Raw genomic sequence first — 21,185 nt, 5'->3', positions numbered from 1 at the left:
AGTCGCCATCATGCTGCTGTTCTACGACATCATCGCCAAATCCAGTGCTTCCCACGTCGACCGCCTGGGCGTCGAGCGCAAGCGTCAGCCGCTTCTGGATTTGCTGCCGCGTGTGGTGAAAGCCCGTCGCGCCCGTCGTCGCGAGGCCGATGCGGCCTGCTGCGATTTTGGTATCCGCCACTGAGCGACCCTCACGCAGTGGCTTTCCTGGCACGGCGTCGCCAGTAGATGGCGATGCCGACAACTGCTAGCGAGAGTGCAGCCAGCGCACCCCGGTATTCGCGTACGGCTTGAGTGACGGTTTGCCCGCGCTCGATCCATTGCCGCTTGCGCGCTGCCTGGAAATCAGGCGTCTCGCAGGCGCCCACGCCGAACACGAAGGCCGGAGCTGGCGGCAGGCGCAGCGCGCCATGCTCAACGTAACGCCGGTAGTAGCTCTGTGCACGTTGCGGATCGACATTGATCATCCAGTCGGTGGCCGCACACAAGGTGCTGGCGAACGCCTGGCTGCGTTCCGGCAGCAGATCCGCCGCGCTGCTGGCCAGATCTGCCGCTATCCACCGGTAATGAAAGCGCCGATAGGGTTCGGCTGCAGTGGCGTTCCAGCGCTGCGCCTCGGCTACCGATAGCAGGCCACCCGTATCAACCGGGCCTGTGTCCGGAGTCACCTGTGCGCTGTTGTAGCGTTCGGGGTAGTTGCCTGCATAAACGTAGTTATCCGGCCCCAGTTCGTAGCCCAGCAGTTCCATGCCCTGGTGGCGAAGGATGCTGGCAGCCTCGAAATAGGCCTCGGCGCGGCCGATATCGGTCCACGCGCTTTGTGTACGCTGGCGTGCCTGCTGGTAGTCCGCTGCGGCCTGCTGTTGCCCGGCCTGGGTGAAGTAACCACGTGCTTCGTCATAACGGCCGTCGCGCATCAGGCGGCGCGCAAGCAGCTCGCGCAGGCGCAAGGCCGGCGGGCGGTCCCAGTAATTCCAAGGTTCGCCGTCGGCAGGCTCCGGGGTGCTGGTGACGTGACTGTCGACGTAGCCTTTGAGTTCATCGGTGGTCAGTACGCGCTCTGCCACGGCAGCGGCGTCCTCCCAATAGAGATCACCACTGCGATAAAGCTGTTCGAAGGCTTGCAGATAGTCACCACGCTCGAGTGCGAGAATCGCCGACTCGCCTTCGATACGGCATTTGGGCTTCAGGGTTTCGTTCAGCCAGTCGCCGTTACGGCGCCAACCCCAGTTCTCGTCGTCCGGAAAGCGTTTGGCCGCCTCGGCATAGGCCTGGCTGGCGGCTTTGCTGTCGCCAGCGCGCAGCGCCATTTTGGCTCGTAGCCACCAGGTCAGGCCGCTATCGGCAGCGCGCTCGAGAAAACGCTGAGCTGTGGTGTAATCCCCTTCGCGGTAAGCGATGGCAGCTAGGCGGTCGGCGTCGTCCAGCTGCTGGATGCCCGTCTGCTGAATCAGCGTCAGCAGGCGTTGTGCGGGCAGCGACGAATGCTGGATGCCGGCCAGCAGCATGGCGCTGAGTAATTGCCGCACCGCCTGCTGTTGCAGCAGCGGCAGCAGGTGTTGATCATCCATAGCAGCGAGCGTTGCGCCGACCTCGCGCAATGAGCTGCTGCCGGTTTCGGAGCCATGGATGGCCTGGCTGGCGTAGAGGGCGATGGCCTGGCTCCATGCGCCTGCCTGCAGACTCAGTCGCGCCTGTTCGCCGAGGCTGGCAATGGCCAGCTCGAGCGGATCGTCGAAACCTTCAATCGCCAGCTTACGCGTCTGCTCGAAAGCCGCGGTCGCCCGCTGCGGCAGCTCGGGATCGATGGTGTCGGAGGCCTCGCCGGTCATGAACGCCAGGCTACGACCAAGGGAGTAGGCCGCCCAGGTGCTGCGCAACTTGCGTTGCTCGGCCGGCAAGGCCAGTACGCGCTGGAAGTACTCGGCGGCCTGCCGGTGGTCGCCTTGGGCGAAGGCCACGGCGCCAGCGGTGTACAGGCGCAGCTCGGCCGGCAGCTCGACGCTCTGGCGTTCTACCTCGGCCGCATCGGTGAGTGTGCGCAATTGCTGAACACGCTCGAAGACGCCGTCCGGCAACTGTGCTTTTTCCACCTCGTCACGCTGATCCGGCAGGCGGTCGTTGGTGCCCCAGTACTGCGGCAGTGTCGCTTCACTGGCGCCGCCCAGGCCGGGAATCGTCGCACCAAGTTTGCGAATCTCCTGTGTGAAGCTGCCTTCGGGCAGCTGCGCCAGAGCGTTCTGGCGATCATTGAGCAGCAGATAGGGGAAGTCGGGTCCACAAGCGATGGCCGGGGACAGCGGTAGCACCAGGCCAACGCCGATACCTAGCAGCCGGCGTTGCCACTCAGGGTGAAACATGAATTGCTCCTTGCTCGAACAGGCTGCAGCGTGCCCAGCCCAGTGCCTGGCGTTGCCCTGCCGCGAGACGGGCGGGTTGTTTGCGAACGAATACCGGACCATTTTCGCCTCGTTCCAGGTGATAGCCGGCGACGGCGTCGGCTGCTTCGCAGTGGCTACCAGCCAGACTGACGCGCGCTGGAAGGTCGACGTCGCGATTACCGTTGCTCACCAGCGTCAACTCACGCAACGGGCCGGCTTGGTTCACGTCCACGGTGATCGAGGCGTTCAACGGCTGCCCATGTATAACCGCTTGCAGCGTCGCCATCGGCCAGGCGCGTCGGTCATCTGGCAGCGGCAGGCGGAACCAGATGATGCCACGCAGCTTTTCCGGGCGGCGCTCGTCCAGGGTGGTCAGAAGGTTGGCGACCTGCTGCGGATCTGCAAGCAGTTCGCGGCGGCTTCCGCCCACATCCAGTGGGGCTTCGCTCTCGACTTGTCGTGAGGCCTCGATCACGGCGACGCCATAGGCGGGGAGCGCGAGCAGGAAGGGTTTTTCGCTGCGCTTGCCGTAGGCATCGGCCCAGCGTTTTGCCTGCCGTGGGTCGAACAGGCCATCGCGTGGATCGTTGACGGCATGAACCTGCAGCACCGAGCTGTCGACTTGACGTAGCAGGGCTTCCAGATGCGGGCTATTCAGCCAGGTGGGCAGGGCGGTGATGCTCAGCGCGAGGTTGGTGGGCAGCGCGGAGCGCAGTGCTGCTAGCAGGTCTATGTAGGCGGGTAGCCGCGCACTTGCGCAGTCGTGATCGATTTCCACACCTTGCAGATTGACCCCGCTGGCTTGCCATTCAGCCAACAGGCTGGCTGTTTGGCCGAGAATCTGCGCCTGATCTGCTTGCGGCAATTGTCCGTCGAGCCGTATCACCATCACTACCGGGCGACCGTCAGCGATCAGTTGCTGCAGGTCGGGATAGGCCCTGGCCCAGCCTGCCTTGGGATGAAACTGCAGAGCAAGCACGCGTAAGACGGTGAAGTCGCTCTTGCTCTGCGTAAGCACCTGACGATGTGAGGGTTGCCATTGCCGCTGCCAGATATAGACCTGCTGCTCCAGCGGTGCCGGAGGCGGTGGCGAGCAGGCAACGCAAAGCAGCGCCAGCAGCGACAGGCACAAACAGCAGAGGGATCGATGCATACGGTCGGTATCGTCGCGCAGCGGGACGGTGCATACGATACGCCTGGCCCGCATTTGCTGCGCGCTGATTTTGCCAAGCCAGGCCTTGCTAGGTCACCGGCTCGGCGAATTGTCGCTCTGGATGGGAGGAGTCAGTTATCGTCTTCGCAGAGGGCGGCCAGCTCGCGTTCGAGCAGGGTTTCGTCGCCCAGGTTGAGTTCCACCAGGCGGCGCAGGTGGCTCATGGAGTCCAGGTCGATGTGGTGGCAGAGAAAGCCCAGCACGCGCTCTTCACGGTGTACCAGCTCGACCTGCATGCTCACTTGCAGATTGTCATCGAGGGCGATGCGCAGCAGGTAATCCTGGCCGGCTTCGCCTTCCCAGTTCCAGGGCCGGCGTACCAGTACGCCGCGAAAGGAGATGTCGTGCAGCTCCACCTGCCAGCTCTGTTCACCCTGCACGATTTCGGCGGGCGCGTCGAAGGCGATGCGCTGGAAGCGCCGACGTTCGTGGTTGTCACTCATGGAAGCTGTCCTCTTTTAGTTTTATCCACTATAGCCAAGCCGCGCGGCGGCGTCGCCGAATGCGCGAAAGCTGGCGTCAGGTTTGCGGCGACCAGCCGTGCTCCATGGCGTGTTTAACCAGGTCGGCGGGCTTTTCGATATCCAGTTTGCGGCGAATGTTCAGTCGGTAGGTTTCCACGGTGCGTACGCTGATCGCCAGCTCCCGGGCCATGGCCTTGTTGTTCAGGCCCTGGGCCATCATCAGCAGCACCTGGCGTTCGCGCGGAGTCAGCTCGCCTTCCTCGGTGTCTTCCTGGGCCAGTTTGTGGGCCACGTCGCCGCTGTAGAAGCGCCCGCCGACGGCCAGCACGTCGATGGCGGAGATGATGTCCTGGGACGGCGCCTCCTTGAGCACGTAACCCGAGGCGCCCATGCGCAGCGAGCTGCTCACGTATTCCTGATTGTCGTACATGCTGAGGATCAGCACCTTGATGGCCGGGTAGCGCTTGCTGATGATGCCGGTCAGTTCCAGGCCGTTGATGTCTTTCAGGCCAATGTCCATCAGCAGGATATCCGGCTGCTCACGGGCCACCAGCTCCAGCGCCTCGCTGCCACTTCCGGCTTCACCGGCGATCTCGAAATGCTCGACCATCGACAGCAAGGTGCGGATGCCTTCGCGCACCAGAATGTGGTCGTCGACGAGGGCGATGCGGATGGTCTTCATGCGGGCTCGGTCCGGGATTGTGGCACGTCGGCGGAGAGTAACAGGGCGACGGTCAGAACGGTGCCAGCGGGCGTGGAGGCGATGCTGAAGTCGCCGCCGAAATGCTCGACCCGTTCGCGGATGTTGCGCAGCCCGATGCCGCCACTCTGCTCCGCCTGGCGTGGGCTGAAGCCGGTGCCGTCGTCGCTGATGCGCAGGTGCACTTGGCGCTCGTCGCTGGTCAGGCTGAGCGTCACCTGGCTGGCCTCGGCATGGCGCTCGATGTTGGTCAGCGCCTCCTGGAGGATGCGAAACAGCGCCACGTTCATGTCGTCGCTCAGGCGCGTGTCGCCCAAGCGATTGTCATAGTCCACGCGCAGGCCGCTGCGCTGCTCGAATTCGCTGGCCAGCTGGCCGATCGCCGACGCCAGGCCGAGGGTGTCGAGCAGCGAAGGGTGCAGGTCATGGGAAATGCGCCGCACCTCGCCGATCGCCCCGGCCAGGCGCTCGATGCCCTGGCGCAAGCTTTGCGCGGCGCTGGGCTTGCCGGCGTCCAGCTCATGGCTAGCCAGCTCGAACTTGAACTTGATCGACACCAGCAGCTGGCTGATGCCGTCGTGCAGCTCCCGGGACAACCGCGAGCGCTCCTCTTCCTGGGAGGTGATGATGCGCTGGGTCAGTTGCTGCAGCTTGCGGTCGGCCAGGCGGTGTTCGCTGACGTTGAGGGTCAGGCCGCTGGCGAACACCAGCAGCACGGCGATCAGCGCGACGATGGCGATGGCCAACATGGTGGTGCGGATGCCGCTGTTCACATCATGGCGAACCTGGGCGATTGCCTTGTCGACGTCTTCCAGGTAGATGCCGGTGCCGAGCATCCAGCCCCAGCGGTCGAGTTGGGTCACGTAGGCGAGCTTTTCCGCAACCTGGCCTGTGGAAGGCTTCTGCCAGGCGTAGCGCTGGAAACCGTCGCCTTCGGTGGCGCTGCGGATCAGCGCCTGGATCACCGGGAGGCCATGGGGATCGGTCATGTTCCATAGGTCCTTGCCCACCAACGCCGCCTGGCGCGGGTGCATGAGGTTCTTGCCGTTGCGGTCGTAGACGAAGAAGTAGCCGTCGCTGCCGAAATTTATGCGTTGCAACAGGGTCAGCACCTGGCGCTTGGTTTGCTCGTCGTCGCGGCCGCTGTCGTACAGCGGCGCGATGGTGCTCATGGCCATCTCGACATAGTGCTTGAGCTCGGCCTGCTTGCTGCCGAGGATGCTGTGCTCGATCAACTGAGCCTGCTGGTTGCCCAGGCGCTGGTTCTGGATCAGCACCAGCAGGCACACCACGGCCACGGCCAGCAGCATGGGCAACAGGCTCAGCGCGACGATCTTGTGCTTGAGTTGCATCTGGCACTCCTGGCAGCTGAGCCAACAGGCGGTAGGTGAGGGCCGCAGAGCATACACAAAGCGGCAATCCTCGGCTGGTGCTGGTGCTGGTGCTGGCGCTGTGCTGTTGCGTAGTTCTACGCAGAGGGCCGTGGGTAGTTTTGCGAATTACTGCCAGCGGGCCATGGGGGGATAGTTGGCAGGCTCCGCTTGCAGAGCATCACAATAACAATGATGTCGTGGGCCACGGCCTGCGGCTGGAGATGTTCAATGACCAGAATGGCCAGCCATTTCGCCTGGTTCGCGGTCGCGTTGCTGGGCGCCTTCGCCCTGGGCACCGTGGCGCTGAATCGCGGCGAGTCGATCAATGCCTTGTGGATCGTCGTCGCTGCCGTGGCGATCTACCTCGTCGCGTACCGCTACTACAGCCTGTTCATCGCCACCAAGGTGATGCAGCTCGACCCCTCCCGTGCGACCCCTGCCGTGCTCAACAACGATGGCCTGGACTACGTCCCGACCAACAAGCACATCCTGTTCGGCCACCACTTCGCTGCCATCGCTGGCGCCGGCCCCTTGGTCGGCCCGGTACTCGCCGCGCAGATGGGCTATCTGCCGGGCACCCTGTGGCTGATCGCCGGTGTGGTGCTGGCCGGTGCGGTGCAGGATTTCATCGTTCTGTTCCTTTCCACGCGCCGCAACGGTCGCTCGCTCGGAGACATGGTCCGTGAGGAAATGGGTCAGATCCCGGGCACTGTCGCCCTGTTCGGCTGCTTCCTGATCATGATCATCATCCTCGCGGTGCTGGCGCTGATCGTCGTCAAGGCGCTGGCGGAAAGCCCGTGGGGCATGTTCACCGTGATGGCGACCCTCCCGATCGCCATGTTCATGGGCATCTACATGCGCTACATCCGCCCAGGCCGTATTGGCGAGATTTCCCTGATCGGGGTGGTCCTGCTGCTCGGCTCGATCTGGCTGGGTGGCGTGATCGCCGCTGATCCCGTATGGGGCCCGGCCTTCACCTTCACCGGCGTGCAGATCACCTGGATGCTGATCGGCTACGGCTTCGTCGCCGCGGTACTGCCGGTGTGGCTGATCCTCGCGCCGCGCGACTACCTGTCGACCTTCCTCAAGATCGGCACCATCATCGCCCTGGCTATCGGCATTCTGGTGGTCATGCCCGAGCTGAAGATGCCGGCGCTGACCCAGTTCACCGATGGCACCGGCCCGGTGTGGAAGGGCACCCTGTTCCCGTTCCTATTCATCACCATCGCCTGTGGCGCGGTGTCCGGCTTCCACGCGCTGATCAGCTCGGGCACCACGCCCAAACTGCTGGCCAACGAAACCCACGCCCGCTACATCGGTTACGGCGGCATGCTGATGGAATCCTTCGTGGCCATCATGGCCATGGTCGCCGCCTCGGTGATTGAGCCGGGCGTGTACTTCGCCATGAACAGCCCGGCGGCCCTGGTCGGTTCGGATGTTCAGTCGGTCGCCGCCGCGGTCAGCAGCTGGGGCTTCGTGATAACGCCCGAGCAGCTCGAGGCGGTCGCCCGTGATATCGGCGAGAACACCATTCTGGCCCGTGCCGGTGGTGCGCCGACGCTCGCCGTGGGTATCGCGCAGATCCTCCACAACGTGCTGCCGGGTGAGAACACCATGGCCTTCTGGTACCACTTCGCGATCCTTTTCGAGGCGCTGTTCATTCTCACCGCCGTGGATGCCGGTACCCGTGCCGGCCGCTTCATGCTGCAGGACCTGCTCGGCAACTTCGTGCCGGCCCTGAAGAAGACCGAATCCTGGACCGCCAACGTGATCGCCACTGCCGGCTGCGTGGCCCTGTGGGGCTGGCTGCTGTACCAGGGCGTGATCGATCCGCTGGGCGGGATCAACACCCTGTGGCCGCTGTTCGGTATCTCCAACCAGATGCTGGCCGGTATCGCCCTGATGCTCGGCACCGTGGTGCTGATCAAGATGAAGCGCGAGCGCTACGTGTGGGTGACGCTGGTTCCGGCCACTTGGCTGCTGATCTGCACCACCACCGCCGGCCTGATCAAGCTGCTCGACCCGAACCCGGCCGTTGGTTTCCTGGCACTGGCCAAGAAGTACCAGACCGCGCTGGACGCCGGTCAGGTCATCGCCCCGGCCAAGGACATCGGCCAGATGCAGCACGTGATCTTCAACGCCTACACCAACGCCACGCTCACCGTGCTGTTCCTGTTCGTGGTGCTGAGCGTATTGTTCTATGCGATCAAGGTCGGCCGTGCCGCCTGGCGCAAGGAACTGCGTACCGACCGTGAAGCCACCTATGAAGCGCTGCCAGCAGACGCGCCGGAGGTTGCCCGTGTTCAATGATCTCAGCCGGATGGGCAAGTACCTCGGTCAGGCTGCACGGATGCTGGTGGGCATGCCTGACTACGACACTTACGTCGAGCACATGGCCAAGAAGCATCCGGACCAGCCAGTGATGAGCTATGAAGCCTTCTTCCGCGAGCGTCAGGAAGCACGTTATGGTGGTGGCAAGGGGCGGCCGATCCGCTGCTGCTGATATCACCTTGCGGGCCCTGGGCCCGCTTCAAGCACCACACGCCACGCCTCGTCGTGGCGTGTGTCTTTCAGAGGAATGCATTCATGTCCTTTCCCCCCATTCCGGTCACCGTGCTCAGCGGCTTTCTCGGTGCCGGCAAGACCACCCTGTTGCGCCATATCCTCAAGGCCGAGCACGGTCTGAAGATCGCGGTGATCGAGAACGAATACAGCGAAACACCCATCGACAGCCAGCTGCTTGGCAGCGAGCCGGTGCAGGTGATGACCCTGGCCAACGGCTGCGTGTGCTGCTCCATCCATGTCGAGCTGGAGAAGGCGCTGTTCGTGCTGCTGGAAAAGCGTGACAGCGGCGAGCTGGATTTCGACCGCCTGGTGATCGAGTGCACCGGCCTGGCCGATCCTGCGCCCGTCGCCCAGACCTTCTTCGCCACCGAGGAGCTGTGCGAGCGCTACGTGCTCGACGGCATCATCACCCTGGTGGACGCCGTCAATGCCGAGCGCCATCTGCAGGAAACCATCGCCCAGGCCCAGGTTGGGTTCGCCGACCGCATTCTGCTGAGCAAGACTGATCTGGTCGATGATGCTGCCCGTGAAGCGCTTGCCGCACGGCTGCAGCGCATCAACCGCCGGGCGCCGATCCGCGTGGTCGAGCATGGCCGCATCGACTTGAGCGAGCTGCTGGATGTGCGCGGCTTCAACCTCAATGCCGACGTGGCGCCGAGCCTGCGACCGGTGCTGCCTGGCAAGAGCAGCGACCGCATTGCCACCCTGGTGCTGACCAGCGTCAAGCCGCTGGATCTGGATCGCCTCAGTGGCTTCATGGAGAACCTGCTGGAACAGCACGGCAATTCGCTGCTGCGCTACAAGGGCGTGCTGAGCATCGCCGGCGAAGACCGGCGCATGGTGTTTCAGGGCGTGTTGCGGCTGTATGGCTTCGACTGGGACAGCGAGTGGGGCGCTGACGAGAAGCGCGAGAGTGTGATCGTGTTTATCGGAGACAACCTGCCCGAGGGGGCGATTCGTCAGGGCTTCGCCGAGCTGGCGGGCTGAGCTACAGCACAGCCTGCTTCCGCCGTGCAGGGCGAATGACGCTTTTTTCATCCACCAGTGCGCTGGAGAGCAAAAGCGCTCCATGAGCCCCGAAGCACAGGCGAAAAAAATGCCGGTCAGTGACCGGCATTTTTTCATTTCCGTGAACCGTTACTCGTCGAGGAACGAGCGCAGGTGTTCGCTACGGGGCGGGTGGCGCAGCTTGCGCAGTGCCTTGGCTTCGATCTGGCGGATACGCTCGCGGGTGACGTCGAACTGCTTGCCCACTTCCTCGAGGGTGTGGTCGGTGTTCATGTCGATACCGAAACGCATGCGCAGAACCTTGGCTTCACGGGCGGTGAGGCCGGCTAGCACTTCGCGAGTGGCTTCCTTGAGGCTTTCCACGGTGGCTACGTCGATCGGAGACTGCATGGTGCTGTCCTCGATGAAGTCGCCCAGATGTGAATCCTCGTCGTCGCCGATCGGGGTTTCCATGGAGATCGGCTCTTTGGCGATCTTCAGCACCTTGCGGATCTTGTCCTCAGGCATTTCCATGCGCTCGCCCAGCTCTTCCGGAGTGGGCTCGCGACCCATTTCCTGCAGCATCTGACGGGAGATGCGGTTGAGCTTGTTGATCGTCTCGATCATGTGCACCGGAATACGGATGGTGCGCGCCTGGTCGGCGATCGAGCGGGTGATCGCCTGGCGAATCCACCAGGTGGCGTAGGTCGAGAACTTGTAGCCGCGACGGTATTCGAACTTGTCCACTGCCTTCATCAGGCCGATGTTGCCTTCCTGAATCAGGTCGAGGAACTGCAGACCGCGGTTGGTGTACTTCTTGGCGATGGAGATGACCAGACGCAGGTTGGCCTCGACCATTTCCTTCTTGGCGCGACGAGCCTTGGCTTCACCGATCGACATGCGACGGTTGATGTCCTTGATCTCGGCCAGGGTCAGGTCGGTTTCGTCCTGCAGGGCGATCAGCTTCTGCTGGCAGCGCTGGATGTCGGCTTGCAGGTTGCCGATGGCTTCGGCGTACTTGGCTTTGCCCTTGGCCAGGCTGGCAGCCCAGTCCAGGTCCACTTCGTTGCCCGGGAACAGGCGCAGGAAGTCGGCACGTGGCATACGGGCGTCACGGACACACAGCTGCATGATGGCGCGTTCCTGGCCGCGCAGGCGGTCCAGGGCTTCGCGTACACGCACTACCAGTGCGTCGTACTGCTTGGGCACCAGCTTGATCGGCATGAACAGCTCGGCCAGCAGGCGCAGCTCTTCGATGGCCTGCTTGCTGTCACGGCCATGCTTCTTCAGCGCTTTCTTGGCGACTTCCAGCTGATCGGAGACCGCGGTGAAACGGCGCAGGGCCTCTTCAGGATCCGGACCGCCATCGCCTTCTTCTTCCTCGTCGTCGCTGTCGCCATCTTCCTCGTCATCGTCCTTGTCTTCGGCCTTGTCGTCCGAGGCGGCGGGAACGGGCGCGGCGGCTTCAGCCGGCACGCTGCCGTCGTCCGGGTCGATGTAACCGCTGAGGACTTCGACCAAGCGGCCGCCCTCAGTGGTGACGCGGGTGTATTCGGCGAGAATGCTGTCGACGGTGCCCGGGAAGTGAGCGACAGCGCCCATGACTTCACGGATACCTTCTTCGATACGCTTGGCGATTTCGATCTCGCCTTCGCGGGTCAGCAGCTCCACGGTACCCATTTCACGCATGTACATGCGCACCGGGTCGGTGGTACGGCCAATATCGGTCTCAACGGCCGCGAGAGCAGCGGCTGCTTCTTCGGCAGCGGCTTCGTCGGTGTCGGCTTCGGCCAACAACAGGGCGTCCGCATCCGGAGCACTCTCGAATACGTTGATCCCCATGTCGTTGATCATGCGGATGATGTCTTCCACCTGTTCCGGATCTGAAATATCCTCGGGCAGGTGGTCATTGACCTCCGCGTAAGTCAGGTAACCCTGCTCACGACCACGGCTGATCAATTCTTTCAAACGAGATTGCTGTTGCGCTTTTCCGGACATAACACCCTATCCACTTAAGGTCTTGGCGGGCTGAAAACAAGCCGAGGATTATACCTCAGCTCGGCGCTCAGGCGCCAGTTGGGGTCTTGCTGGGCGAGTTCAGGCTGCTGTAATGCTCACGTAACAGAGCCTTTTCCTCGTCGGTGAGTTCGCTCGGGCTTTTCTGCATGATGCTGCGCAGAGCGGTTTCGCGTCGCCTGAGCGACTGGCTACGGGCAAGTGTAGTTATGGTGTCGAAAAACTGCCGTTCAAGGTTGTCCTGATCGATCAGCCATTCTTTTTCTGCCAGAACCTTGAGCAGGCGGCCCTGTTCGGTGCCGTGCCAGCGGGCGATCAGCTGCAGCGAACGCAGGTTCGGCTGCTTCTGCAGAGTGCCCACTAGCGCTACCAGTAGTTGGGCATAGGTGTCGTCTTCGGCGGCGAAGTTGCTGACATCCTCGACCTTCTGCGCCAGCTCTGGATGATGCAGCAGGCTGCGCAGGGCGCTCAGGTGGGGCGATTCGACGCTCACCGCGGTGCGCGGCGGGTGGTAATCCTCGCGGCCTTTCTTCCACTTGCCACCGTCTTTCTTCCATTCACCCTTGCCGGGTTTGCGGGCCGGGCGTTCGAACGCCTGGGCGGGCGATGCATGTTCTTCATAGCCTGGTGGTGCGTCGTAGTAGGCGCTGTCCGGGATGGCTTCGAAGGGCGGTGCGTGATGGTCGTAGCTTTGCTGGGCGGGCGCGCTCGATTGCCGCGTAGGCGCCGCCTGTGGCTGGCCCATGGCGCTGGCATCCAGGCCGGTAATCTGGGTCAGGCGCTGGCGCATCAGGGCGCGCAGCGTGTTGCCGGGAATCTTGTCGATCAGCGGTGCAGCCAGGGTCACCAGGTGCGCCTTGCCTTCCAGTGAGCGCGGGTCGGCCTCTTCGCTCAGTTGCTGGAAGAAGTAGTCGGCCAGCGGCTGGGCGTGTTGATGAATGCGCGCCTGGAAGGCGTCGGTGCCTTCGCTGCGCACCAGGGTGTCCGGGTCTTCACCGTCTGGCAGGAACAGAAAGCGCGCGCGGCGACCATCCTGCAGGTTGGGCAGGGCGGCTTCCAGGGCGCGCCAGGCCGCATTTCGCCCGGCCTGGTCGCCGTCGAAACAGAACAGCACGCTGGGCACCAGGCGGAAGATCCGCTTGAGGTGTTCTTCGCTGGTGGCAGTGCCCAGGGTCGCCACCGCGTTGCGCAGGCCTTGCTGGGCGAGGGCGATGACATCCATATAGCCCTCGACCACCATGATCTCGTCGAGGTTGCGGTTGTGCTTGCGCGCCTCAAACAGGCCGTAGAGTTCCTGGCCCTTGTGGAACACCGGGGTCTCGGGTGAGTTCAGGTACTTGGGCTTGTCGTCGCCCAGCACGCGGCCGCCGAAGGCGATTACCCGGCCGCGGCTGTCGTGGATGGGGAAGATCACCCGGTCACGAAAGCGGTCGTAGCGCTTGCCGCTGTCCGGGTTCTCCACCAGCAAGCCGGCATCGATCATTGCCTTGTGCTGCAGGCTGTCGCCGGCCAGATGCTTGAGCAGATTGTCCCAGCCCGGCGGGGCGAAGCCGAGGCCGAAATCCCGGGCGATTTCGCCGGACAGGCCACGACCCTTCAGGTACTCGACCGCGGCGCGGCGCTGCGGATGGCTTTTCAGGGCTTGGCGGTAATAGTCGGCAGCCGACTTGAGCAGGGCATAGAGTGGCGAGTCGGTGGCCTGGCGAGGTTTACCACTGCGCCCGTTGTCCTCGCGCGGCACTTCCATGCCGGCGCGTTTGGCCAGTTCCTCGACCGCCTGGGGAAACTCCGTCTGGTCGTGATCCATCACGAAGCCCAGAGCGTTGCCGCCCGCGCCGCAGCCGAAGCAGTAGTAGAACTGCTTGTCCGGGCTGACCGTGAAGGATGGGGTCTTTTCCTTGTGGAACGGGCAGCAGGCGCTGTAGTTCTTGCCGGTCTTCTTCAGTTGGATGCGCGAACTCACCACGTCGACGATGTCGGTGCGGTTGAGCAGGTCATCGATGAAGGATTGCGGGATCAGGCCGGCCATAGACGCTCAGGGTGTCCAGAAGATGTAGCGGCACAAACGCAAAAACTCCGCCATTTCGCCAGTAGGCGATGCGGAGTTCTTGACGATGATGCCCGGCCGAGCCGGGCATTCGGGCGTTGCGTGTACGCTATTAGTACAGGCGAACGCTGCGGCGCTGTTCGCGCTGCACTTTCTTGGCGTGACGCTTAACAGCGGCAGCGGCTTTGCGCTTACGCTCGGCGGTCGGCTTTTCGTAGAATTCGCGGCTACGAACTTCGGCCAGAACACCGGCTTTTTCGCAGGAGCGCTTGAAACGACGCAGAGCTACGTCGAAGGGTTCGTTCTCTTTAACTTTGACGGCTGGCATCCAGGGCTACCTTCTTTATTACCGGAGGTTTGTGTCTTCCTGGCAACGGCACGGAAAGATCACAGGTTTTTAAGGGTTGCGGATGTTACCGCCTCGTCAAGCGGAATGCAAAGCCTCTGATCGAAAACCACTGGTCTGGCCCGCTGAGCGGCGATTATCATGCCCGCCTTTTACGCTGGGCAAGCAGCAGAGAAGGCGAAACCATGCTGGTTCTGGGATTGGAAACTTCGTGCGACGAGACCGGTGTCGCGCTTTACGACAGCGAACGCGGCCTGCTCGCCGATGCGCTGTTCAGTCAGATCGACCTGCACCGCGCCTATGGCGGTGTAGTGCCGGAGCTGGCCTCGCGTGACCACGTCAAGCGCATGCTGCCGTTGATCCGCCAGGTGCTGGACGAGGCAGGTTGCGTGGCCACCGATATCGACGCCATCGCCTATACCGCCGGGCCCGGCCTGGTCGGTGCGCTGCTGGTCGGTGCCTCCTGCGCCCAGGCCCTGGCGTTCGCCTGGGACATTCCCGCCATTGGCGTGCACCACATGGAAGGCCACTTGCTGGCGCCCATGCTCGAGCCGACGCCGCCGGCGTTTCCGTTCGTCGCCCTGCTGGTGTCGGGCGGCCACACCCAGTTGGTGCGCGTCGACGGCATCGGCCAGTACCAACTGCTCGGCGAGTCCCTGGACGACGCCGCTGGCGAAGCCTTCGACAAGACCGCCAAGCTGATGGGCCTGCGTTACCCCGGTGGCCCGGAAATCGCCCGCCTCGCCGAGCGGGGCATTCCGGGGCGTTTCGTGTTCCCGCGACCGATGACCGATCGCCCGGGTCTGGATTTCAGCTTCAGCGGCCTCAAGACCTTCACCCTCAATACCTGGCAGCAGTGTCAGAGCAGTGGTGACGATACCGAGCAGGCCCGTTGCGACGTGGCCCTGGCCTTCCAGCAGGCGGTGGTCGAGACGCTGACCATCAAATGTCGCCGCGCGCTCAAGCAGACCGGCCTGAGCAGCCTGGTGATCGCGGGCGGAGTGAGTGCCAACCGTGCGTTGCGTACGTCGCTCGAAGACATGACGGCAGCGCTGAAGGGCAACGTGTTTTATGCGCGTCCGGCATTCTGTACCGACAATGGTGCGATGATCGCCTACGCCGGTTGCCAGCGTTTACTGGCCGGGCAGCATGAGGCGTTGGCGATCACCGTGCAGGCCCGTTGGCCGATGGAGCAGTTGCCGGCGTTGTGAGGGCTGGTGTGTTGGTGATGTGCGGCTAGAAGGCAGAAGCGGCCAGTAGGGACGGAGCGGCCGGTCGCGACCTGGTGGGAGGGGGTTTAGCCGCGAGCTCTTTGCTCTTCAATAGAGCTCGAGGCTAAAGCCTCTCCCACAAAAGATCCGTCCAGCTTGGCGGCATTGCTTATCGAGAGGTCAGCCTCCGCTGTCATGGGCTGGCTCATGGAGCGGATCAGAAATGCCGTTCGCGGCCGGCCCACAGATCGCGCAGGTTACCGCGGTGGCGCCAGACGATCAGCCCGCTGAGTACGCACATCGGCAGCAGCGCCGCCGGTTGTTGCCAGGCCAGCAGCGGCAGCGTCAGGGGCGCGGCGGTGAGGGCCGCCAGGGAGCTGGTCCGGGTCAGGGTGAAGGTCAGCAGCCAGGCGCCGAGCGCCAGTAGCGCGGCCGGTGGGTAAAGGCCCAGCAGCATGCCGGCTGCCGTGGCGACGCCCTTGCCGCCGCGAAAGCGAAAGTAGATCGGGTACAGGTGGCCGATCACCGCGGCCAAGCCCAGCCAGGCCTGGTCTTGAATGGTGAAGTCGAGGTGGGCGGCGATCAGGACCGGCAGCAAACCTTTGAACAGATCGCCAATCAGCGTGAGAATGGCTAGGCGTTTGCCCGCCACCCTGAGCATGTTGGTGGCGCCGGGATTGCCCGAGCCGCTGGCGCGCGGGTCTGCCAGGCCAGTCATGCGGCTGAGCAGGATAGCGAAGGACAGCGAGCCGAGCAGGTAGGCGAGGGTCGCCAGTAACCAAAACATGGTATCCATTCCGCGCCGGGGGATGGCCGATTCTAACGAGGTGCGGCGAGCTTGTCGTGCCGTGGAGAGCATGCTTGGACACAGTGTTTATCGCAGGGCTGGAAGTCGACACCGTCATCGGTGCCTACGACTGGGAACGCACCATCCGCCAATGCCTGCAGCTGGATCTGTGGCTGGGCTGGGACAATCGTCCGGCCGCCCTGGACGATGATCTCAGCAAGGCTCTGGACTACGCCACGGTGTCGACGCGCATCCAGGCTTTCGCCAGCGAATCCCAGTTCATCCTCGTGGAAACCTTCGCCGAGCGCCTGGTGGCGTTGCTGATGAGCGAGTTCGACATTCCCTTTGTGCGCTTGCGTGTGACCAAGCCGGGCGCCGTGCCGGCGGCCCGTGGTGGTGTCGGTGTGGAGATCGAGCGCGGATGTCGCTAACGCCAATCCTGTTGGGCCTGGGCAGCAATATCGAGCGCGAGGCGCATCTGCGCGCCGGACTTGATGCCCTGGCCGAAATCGTCACCGACATGCGCTGCTCGCCGGTCTTCGAAAGCCTGGCGGTGGGCATCAAGAGCGGCCCGTTTTTCAACCTGGTGATCGCCGGGCGCACGGCGCTGCCGCTGACCGAGCTGGATCGGCGGCTGAAATTCATCGAGGCCGACAACGGTCGTTATGCGCCAGACCGCAAGGGCCTGCCGCTGGATATCGACGTGCTGACCTATGGCGCACTGGTGGGCAATTTCGATGGCCTGGTACTGCCCCGGGCGGAAATCCTCAAGAATGCCTTCGTGCTGCGGCCGCTGGCGTTGCTGGTGCCCGAGGTCGAGCATCCAGGCGTAGGCCGGCGCTTTGCCAACCTTTGGCGAGACGCGAGTATCGAGCAGCAGCTGTGGCCGGTCTCGTTCCAGTGGCGCGGCGTGGAGCTGACGCCGCCCGAGCTTCTACCTTCGCCTTAACCGGTTTTCTCGCTGGCCTGCTTGAAGGCTTTCAGCGTGGTGAGGCGCTCACGATTGAGCGCCTCACCCAGCTCGGCGCCCTTGTAGCCGCGCTCCAGCAGCGGCTGCACGGCCACCCCGCGTACCGCGGCCATGGCGGCCAGCAGATAGGCCGCCTGGGGATAGTCACGATCCTCCAGGCCATGACGACCACGGGCATCCATTTCACACGCCGCCACGAAGGCCTCGAAGCGTTGTGGGCGACGGAACACGTCGAAGCGCTGCATCAGCTCCAGTAGCGTCGAGGCACGCAGCTCCAGGGCGCGGTGGGCGTGGGTGTGGAATTCGCCGACCAGCTCGGCCAACTCCTGGCATTCCCGCGGTACCTTGCAGCGTTTGTTGATCGCCTCGATCAGCGCGATGCCGCGGTGCTCGTGGGCGATATGCCGCGGCCATTCGGCGGGATCGGTCAGCCCCTTGCCGACATCATGCAGCAGGCAGGCCCAGCGCACGGGCAGTGGCTGCCCGTGCCTGGCGCACTGGCGCAGTACCGCCAACACATGCTCACCGGTATCGATTTCCGGGTGATGGGCCACGGGCTGGGGCACGCCGAACAGCCGGTCGACCTCCGGCAGCATGGCCGCCAGGGCGCCGCAGTCGCGCAGTACCTGAATGAACACGTCCGGACGCGGCTCCATCAGTGCCCGGGAAATCTCCTTCCAGTTGCGTTCCGGGGTCAGCGCATCCAGCTCGCCGGACTCGGCCAGTTGGCGCATCAGTTCGAGCGTCTCGGGCGCCACGCTGAAGCCCAGTGGCGCATATCGGGCCGCGAAGCGGGCGACGCGCAGCACGCGCAGCGGGTCTTCGGCGAAGGCCGGCGAGACGTGGCGCAGTTGCTTGGCCTGGAGGTCGCGTTGGCCGCCGTAGGGGTCGATCAGGTTGCCCTGCTGGTCTTCGGCAATGGCATTGATGGTCAGATCGCGGCGGATCAGGTCTTCTTCCAGCGTCACCTCGGGGCTGGCGTGAAAGGTGAAGCCGCCATAGCCGCGCCCGCTCTTGCGTTCGGTGCGGGCCAAGGCGTATTCCTCGCCCGATTGCGGGTGCAGGAATACCGGAAAGTCAGCGCCGACCGGGCGATAGCCCTGTTCCAGCATGGTGTCGGCCGTGGCGCCGACCACCACCCAGTCGATCTCGGTCACCGGGCGGTCGAGCAGGCGGTCGCGCACGGCGCCACCGACTTTGTAGATCTGCATAGAAGTCTCCGTCATGCGCAGAGGATACCCGCAGTGCCGGAGCCTGTCGTCGCGCGGTTACAGCGGAGGGATATGCAGATCCAGACGTGGGTGGTCGCCATCCTGTGCGGCATCGTTTCTCGGTGGCACGTGCTGGGTGTTGACGATCCGGTCGCCCTGCAGCGTCTGCAAGTGAATGTCGAAACCCCACAGGCGATGCAGGTGCTTGAGCACTTCTTCGGTAGAACTGCCCAGCGGCTTGCGGTCGTGCTGGAAGTGGCGCAGGGTCAGCGAGCGGTCGCCGCGGCGGTCGATGCTCCAGATCTGCACGTTGGGCTCGCGATTGCCGAGGTTGTACTGGGCCGCCAGGGTTTCGCGGATGGTGCGATAACCGGGCTCGTCGTGGATGGCCGGTACGCTGAGTTCGTCTTTCTGGTCGTCGTCGAGAATGCTGAACAGCTTCAGGTCGCGAATCACCTTGGGTGACAGGTACTGCAGGATGAAGCTTTCGTCCTTGAAGCTGGTCATGGCGAATTTCAGGGTGCTCAGCCAATCGCTGCCGGCGATGTCCGGGAACCAGCGGCGATCCTCTTCGGTTGGCTCCTCGCAGATGCGGCGAATGTCGCGGTACATGGCGAAGCCCAGGGCGTAGGGGTTGATGCCGCTGTAGTAAGGGCTGTCGAACGATGGCTGGAACACCACGCTGGTGTGCGACTGCAGGAACTCCATCATGAAACCGTCGGTGACCAAGCCTTCGTCGTAGAGATCGTTCATCAGCGTGTAGTGCCAGAAGGTCGCCCAGCCTTCGTTCATCACCTGAGTCTGGCGTTGTGGGTAGAAATACTGGGCGATCTTGCGCACGATACGGATCACTTCGCGCTGCCAGGGCTCAAGCAGCGGAGCGTGTTTTTCCAGAAAATACAGAATGTTTTCCTGAGGTTCGGCGGGAAAGCGCTTGTTGTCGCTGCCGTCGGCCTTGCTGGCACTCTTGGGGATGGTGCGCCACAGATCGTTGATCTGTCGCTGCAGATGCTCTTCGCGATCCTTCTGGCGGCGCCGCTCTTCTTCGGCGGAAATGGGGTAAGGACGTTTGTAGCGGTCCACGCCGTAGTTCATCAGGGCATGGCAGGAGTCGATCAGGTCCTCGACCGCATCGATGCCGTGGCGCTCCTCGCACTGGGTGATGTACTGCTTGGCGAACACCAGATAATCGATGATCGAACTGGCGTCGGTCCAGGTACGGAACAGATAGTTGCCCTTGAAGAAACTGTTGTGCCCATAGCAGGCGTGGGCGATTACCAAAGCCTGCATGGTGATGGTGTTTTCCTCCATCAGGTAGGCGATGCACGGGTCGGAGTTGATCACGATCTCGTAGGCCAGGCCCATCTGCCCGCGGCTGTAGGACTTCTCGGTGCTGAGGAACTGCTTGCCGTACGACCAGTGGTGATAACCCAGGGGCATACCGACCGAGGCGTAGGCATCCATCATCTGCTCGGCGGTGATCACCTCGATCTGGTTGGGGTAGGTGTCGAGCGCATAGCGCTCGGCCAACCGGCTGATTTCCCGGTCGTAGTCGCGAATCAGCTCGAAGGTCCATTCCGAGCCCGTGGACAGGGGCTGGCGTTTCTTGCTGCTGCTCATGTGGCGAGCCTCCGCTGGAACAGTTCGCGGAATACCGGGTAGATGTCACCCGCCGACACCAATTGCTGCTGGGCGAAGGTTTCGTCGAAGGCTTCGGCCACTCGCTCGTACTCGAACCACAGCGCCTGGTGCTCGCGCGGAGTGATCTCCACGTAGGTGAAGTACTGCACGAAGGGCATGATCTGCTTGATCAGGATATCCCGGCAGATCGGCGAGTCGTCATTCCAGTTGTCGCCGTCGGAAGCCTGGGCGCCGTAGATGTTCCATTCGTTGGCCGGGTAACGCTCGGCCATGATCTCCTGCATCATTTTCAGCGCACTGGAGACGATGGTGCCGCCCGTTTCCCGGGAATAGAAGAATTCTTCCTCGTCCACTTCCTTGGCGCTGGTGTGGTGGCGGATGAACACCACGTCGATCTTGTCGTAGTTACGCTTGAGAAACAGGTACAGGAGGATGAAGAAGCGCTTGGCGACGTCCTTGGTGGCCTGGGTCATCGAGCCGGAGACGTCCATCAGGCAGAACATCACCGCCTTGGAACTGGGGTTGGGGTGCTTGACCAGCAGGTTGTACTTGAGGTCGAAGGTGTCGAGAAACGGAATGCGATGAATGCGCGCGCTGAGGCGCTCGATCTCGGCCTCGAGCAGCTGGATGTCGCTGAAGTTGTCCGGCTCTTCGCGGCGCAGGCGCTCCAGCTCGGCCTTCACTTCACGCAGCTTGGCCCGGCTGCTGCCGGACAGCGCGATGCGCCGGGCATGGGCCGAACGCAGGGTGCGCACGATGTTGATGCGCGAAGGATTGCCTTCGCTGCTGATGCCCGCGCGCACGGTCTTGAAGGTTTCTGCGCCGGTCAGGTGGCGTTTGACCAGGTTGGGCAGTTCCAGGTCCTCGAACATAAAGTCCAGGAATTCTTCCTGGGTGATCTGGAACACGAACTCGTCCATGCCCTCGCCGGAGTTGCTGGCCTTGCCGGCACCCTGGCCGCCACTACCGCCTTGTGGGCGTGGGATGCGCTCGCCGGCGACGAACTCCTTGTTGCCAGGGTGCACGACGGTCTGCTTGCCGCCGCGGCCGTGGTGCAGCACCGGCTCGTCGATGTCGCGGCCGGGAATGCTGATCTGCTCGCCGTGCTCCATGTCGGTGATGGAACGGCGGCTGACGGCGTCCTCCACCGCCTTCTTGATGTGGTCGCGATAGCGACGAATGAACCGCTGGCGGTTCACCGTGCTCTTGTTCTTGCCATTCAGGCGACGGTCGATCACGTAGCTCATACAAGCCCTCCGGGCACTGCTGATGC

Annotated in this window: 19 protein-coding genes; 7 read left to right on the top strand and 12 right to left on the bottom strand. The window is 63.3% G+C overall.

Annotated elements, in window-relative coordinates; all coding sequences use genetic code 11:
- Positions 1-10: 10 nt before the first annotated feature.
- Positions 11-184: a hypothetical protein gene (locus PVA39_RS22885; RefSeq protein WP_167363188.1), complete on the top strand. Its 174-nt coding sequence runs from the start codon at positions 11-13 to the stop codon at positions 182-184.
- 7 nt (positions 185-191) lie between these two features.
- On the opposite strand, the gene PVA39_RS22880 is transcribed toward PVA39_RS22885, so the two are convergent.
- From PVA39_RS22880 to PVA39_RS22860, 5 genes are all read right to left on the bottom strand, one after another.
- Positions 192-2,360, bottom strand: coding sequence for a hypothetical protein (locus PVA39_RS22880; RefSeq protein WP_274126027.1), 2,169 nt, complete (start codon positions 2,358-2,360; stop codon positions 192-194).
- Complete coding sequence (locus tag PVA39_RS22875; protein WP_274126026.1) at positions 2,347-3,534, bottom strand: DUF3142 domain-containing protein; 1,188 nt, start codon at positions 3,532-3,534, stop codon at positions 2,347-2,349. The genes PVA39_RS22880 and PVA39_RS22875 overlap by 14 nt, the downstream gene beginning before the upstream one ends.
- Before the next feature lie 131 nt (positions 3,535-3,665).
- Entirely contained in the window at positions 3,666-4,037 is a 372-nt protein-coding gene (locus PVA39_RS22870; protein ID WP_093507198.1) for a PilZ domain-containing protein, read from the bottom strand.
- A 76-nt stretch (positions 4,038-4,113) separates the two neighbouring features.
- Entirely contained in the window at positions 4,114-4,740 is a 627-nt protein-coding gene (locus PVA39_RS22865) for a response regulator (RefSeq protein ID WP_274126025.1), read from the bottom strand.
- Entirely contained in the window at positions 4,737-6,110 is a 1,374-nt protein-coding gene (locus PVA39_RS22860) for a cache domain-containing protein (RefSeq protein WP_274126024.1), read from the bottom strand. Before PVA39_RS22860 ends, PVA39_RS22865 begins: the two co-directional genes overlap by 4 nt.
- Positions 6,111-6,359: 249 nt before the next feature.
- Here PVA39_RS22860 and PVA39_RS22855 point away from each other — a divergent pair, with 249 nt between their 5' ends.
- The 3 genes from PVA39_RS22855 to yjiA all read left to right on the top strand — a co-directional run bounded on the left by PVA39_RS22855 (position 6,360) and on the right by yjiA (position 9,683).
- A complete protein-coding gene (locus PVA39_RS22855) occupies positions 6,360-8,441 on the top strand; it encodes a carbon starvation CstA family protein (protein ID WP_274126023.1) in 2,082 nt (693 codons plus the stop codon).
- On the top strand, positions 8,431-8,634 hold the full coding sequence (locus tag PVA39_RS22850; RefSeq protein ID WP_013793040.1) for a YbdD/YjiX family protein: 204 nt from the start codon (positions 8,431-8,433) through the stop codon (positions 8,632-8,634). Before PVA39_RS22855 ends, PVA39_RS22850 begins: the two co-directional genes overlap by 11 nt.
- An 83-nt stretch (positions 8,635-8,717) precedes the next feature.
- Complete coding sequence (gene yjiA / locus PVA39_RS22845) at positions 8,718-9,683, top strand: GTPase (protein WP_274126022.1); 966 nt, start codon at positions 8,718-8,720, stop codon at positions 9,681-9,683.
- Between the two features lie 150 nt (positions 9,684-9,833).
- Here yjiA and rpoD read toward each other — a convergent pair whose 3' ends face one another.
- From rpoD to rpsU, 3 genes are all read right to left on the bottom strand, one after another.
- Positions 9,834-11,681 (bottom strand): RNA polymerase sigma factor RpoD, encoded by a 1,848-nt coding sequence (gene rpoD, locus PVA39_RS22840; protein ID WP_274126021.1) that lies wholly within the window; start codon positions 11,679-11,681, stop codon positions 9,834-9,836.
- Positions 11,682-11,748: 67 nt separating this feature from the next.
- The gene (gene dnaG / locus PVA39_RS22835; protein WP_274126020.1) at positions 11,749-13,728 is read right to left on the bottom strand and encodes a DNA primase; all 1,980 of its coding nucleotides are present in this window, start codon (positions 13,726-13,728) and stop codon (positions 11,749-11,751) included.
- Positions 13,729-13,858: 130 nt separating this feature from the next.
- Positions 13,859-14,074 (bottom strand): 30S ribosomal protein S21, encoded by a 216-nt coding sequence (gene rpsU, locus PVA39_RS22830; protein ID WP_003290642.1) that lies wholly within the window; start codon positions 14,072-14,074, stop codon positions 13,859-13,861.
- A 203-nt stretch (positions 14,075-14,277) separates the two neighbouring features.
- On the opposite strand from rpsU, the gene tsaD reads away from it, so the two are divergent.
- Positions 14,278-15,303 carry a tRNA (adenosine(37)-N6)-threonylcarbamoyltransferase complex transferase subunit TsaD gene (tsaD, locus tag PVA39_RS22825; RefSeq protein WP_274126019.1) on the top strand — a complete coding sequence of 342 codons (1,026 nt, stop codon included), beginning with the start codon at positions 14,278-14,280 and terminating at the stop codon, positions 15,301-15,303.
- A gap of 217 nt (positions 15,304-15,520) precedes the next feature.
- Here tsaD and plsY read toward each other — a convergent pair whose 3' ends face one another.
- Complete coding sequence (plsY, locus tag PVA39_RS22820; protein ID WP_274126018.1) at positions 15,521-16,090, bottom strand: glycerol-3-phosphate 1-O-acyltransferase PlsY; 570 nt, start codon at positions 16,088-16,090, stop codon at positions 15,521-15,523.
- Between the two features lie 74 nt (positions 16,091-16,164).
- Here plsY and folB point away from each other — a divergent pair, with 74 nt between their 5' ends.
- Together folB and folK are read left to right on the top strand one after the other, a co-directional pair.
- Positions 16,165-16,521 carry a dihydroneopterin aldolase gene (folB, locus tag PVA39_RS22815; protein WP_274126017.1) on the top strand — a complete coding sequence of 119 codons (357 nt, stop codon included), beginning with the start codon at positions 16,165-16,167 and terminating at the stop codon, positions 16,519-16,521.
- Positions 16,512-17,039, top strand: a complete 528-nt coding sequence (gene folK, locus PVA39_RS22810) for a 2-amino-4-hydroxy-6-hydroxymethyldihydropteridine diphosphokinase (RefSeq protein WP_274126016.1) — start codon at positions 16,512-16,514, stop codon at positions 17,037-17,039. Before folB ends, folK begins: the two co-directional genes overlap by 10 nt.
- On the opposite strand, the gene PVA39_RS22805 is transcribed toward folK, so the two are convergent.
- Genes PVA39_RS22805 through PVA39_RS22795 form a run of 3 tightly spaced genes read right to left on the bottom strand, consistent with a single transcriptional unit; the run spans position 17,036 to position 21,159 of the window.
- Positions 17,036-18,271 (bottom strand): multifunctional CCA addition/repair protein, encoded by a 1,236-nt coding sequence (locus PVA39_RS22805; protein WP_274126015.1) that lies wholly within the window; start codon positions 18,269-18,271, stop codon positions 17,036-17,038. The genes folK and PVA39_RS22805 overlap by 4 nt on opposite strands.
- 57 nt (positions 18,272-18,328) lie before the next feature.
- Positions 18,329-19,891, bottom strand: coding sequence for a SpoVR family protein (locus PVA39_RS22800; RefSeq protein WP_274126014.1), 1,563 nt, complete (start codon positions 19,889-19,891; stop codon positions 18,329-18,331).
- Positions 19,888-21,159 carry a YeaH/YhbH family protein gene (locus PVA39_RS22795; protein ID WP_274126013.1) on the bottom strand — a complete coding sequence of 424 codons (1,272 nt, stop codon included), beginning with the start codon at positions 21,157-21,159 and terminating at the stop codon, positions 19,888-19,890. The genes PVA39_RS22800 and PVA39_RS22795 overlap by 4 nt, the downstream gene beginning before the upstream one ends.
- Between the last annotated feature and the right edge of the window lie 26 nt (positions 21,160-21,185).

The organism is Pseudomonas sp. CNPSo 3701, assembly GCF_028674975.1.
GTDB lineage: Bacteria > Pseudomonadota > Gammaproteobacteria > Pseudomonadales > Pseudomonadaceae > Aquipseudomonas > Aquipseudomonas straminea.
The sequence above is the reverse complement of the archived record's forward strand: the minus strand, read 5'-3'. Positions and strand labels throughout refer to the sequence as shown.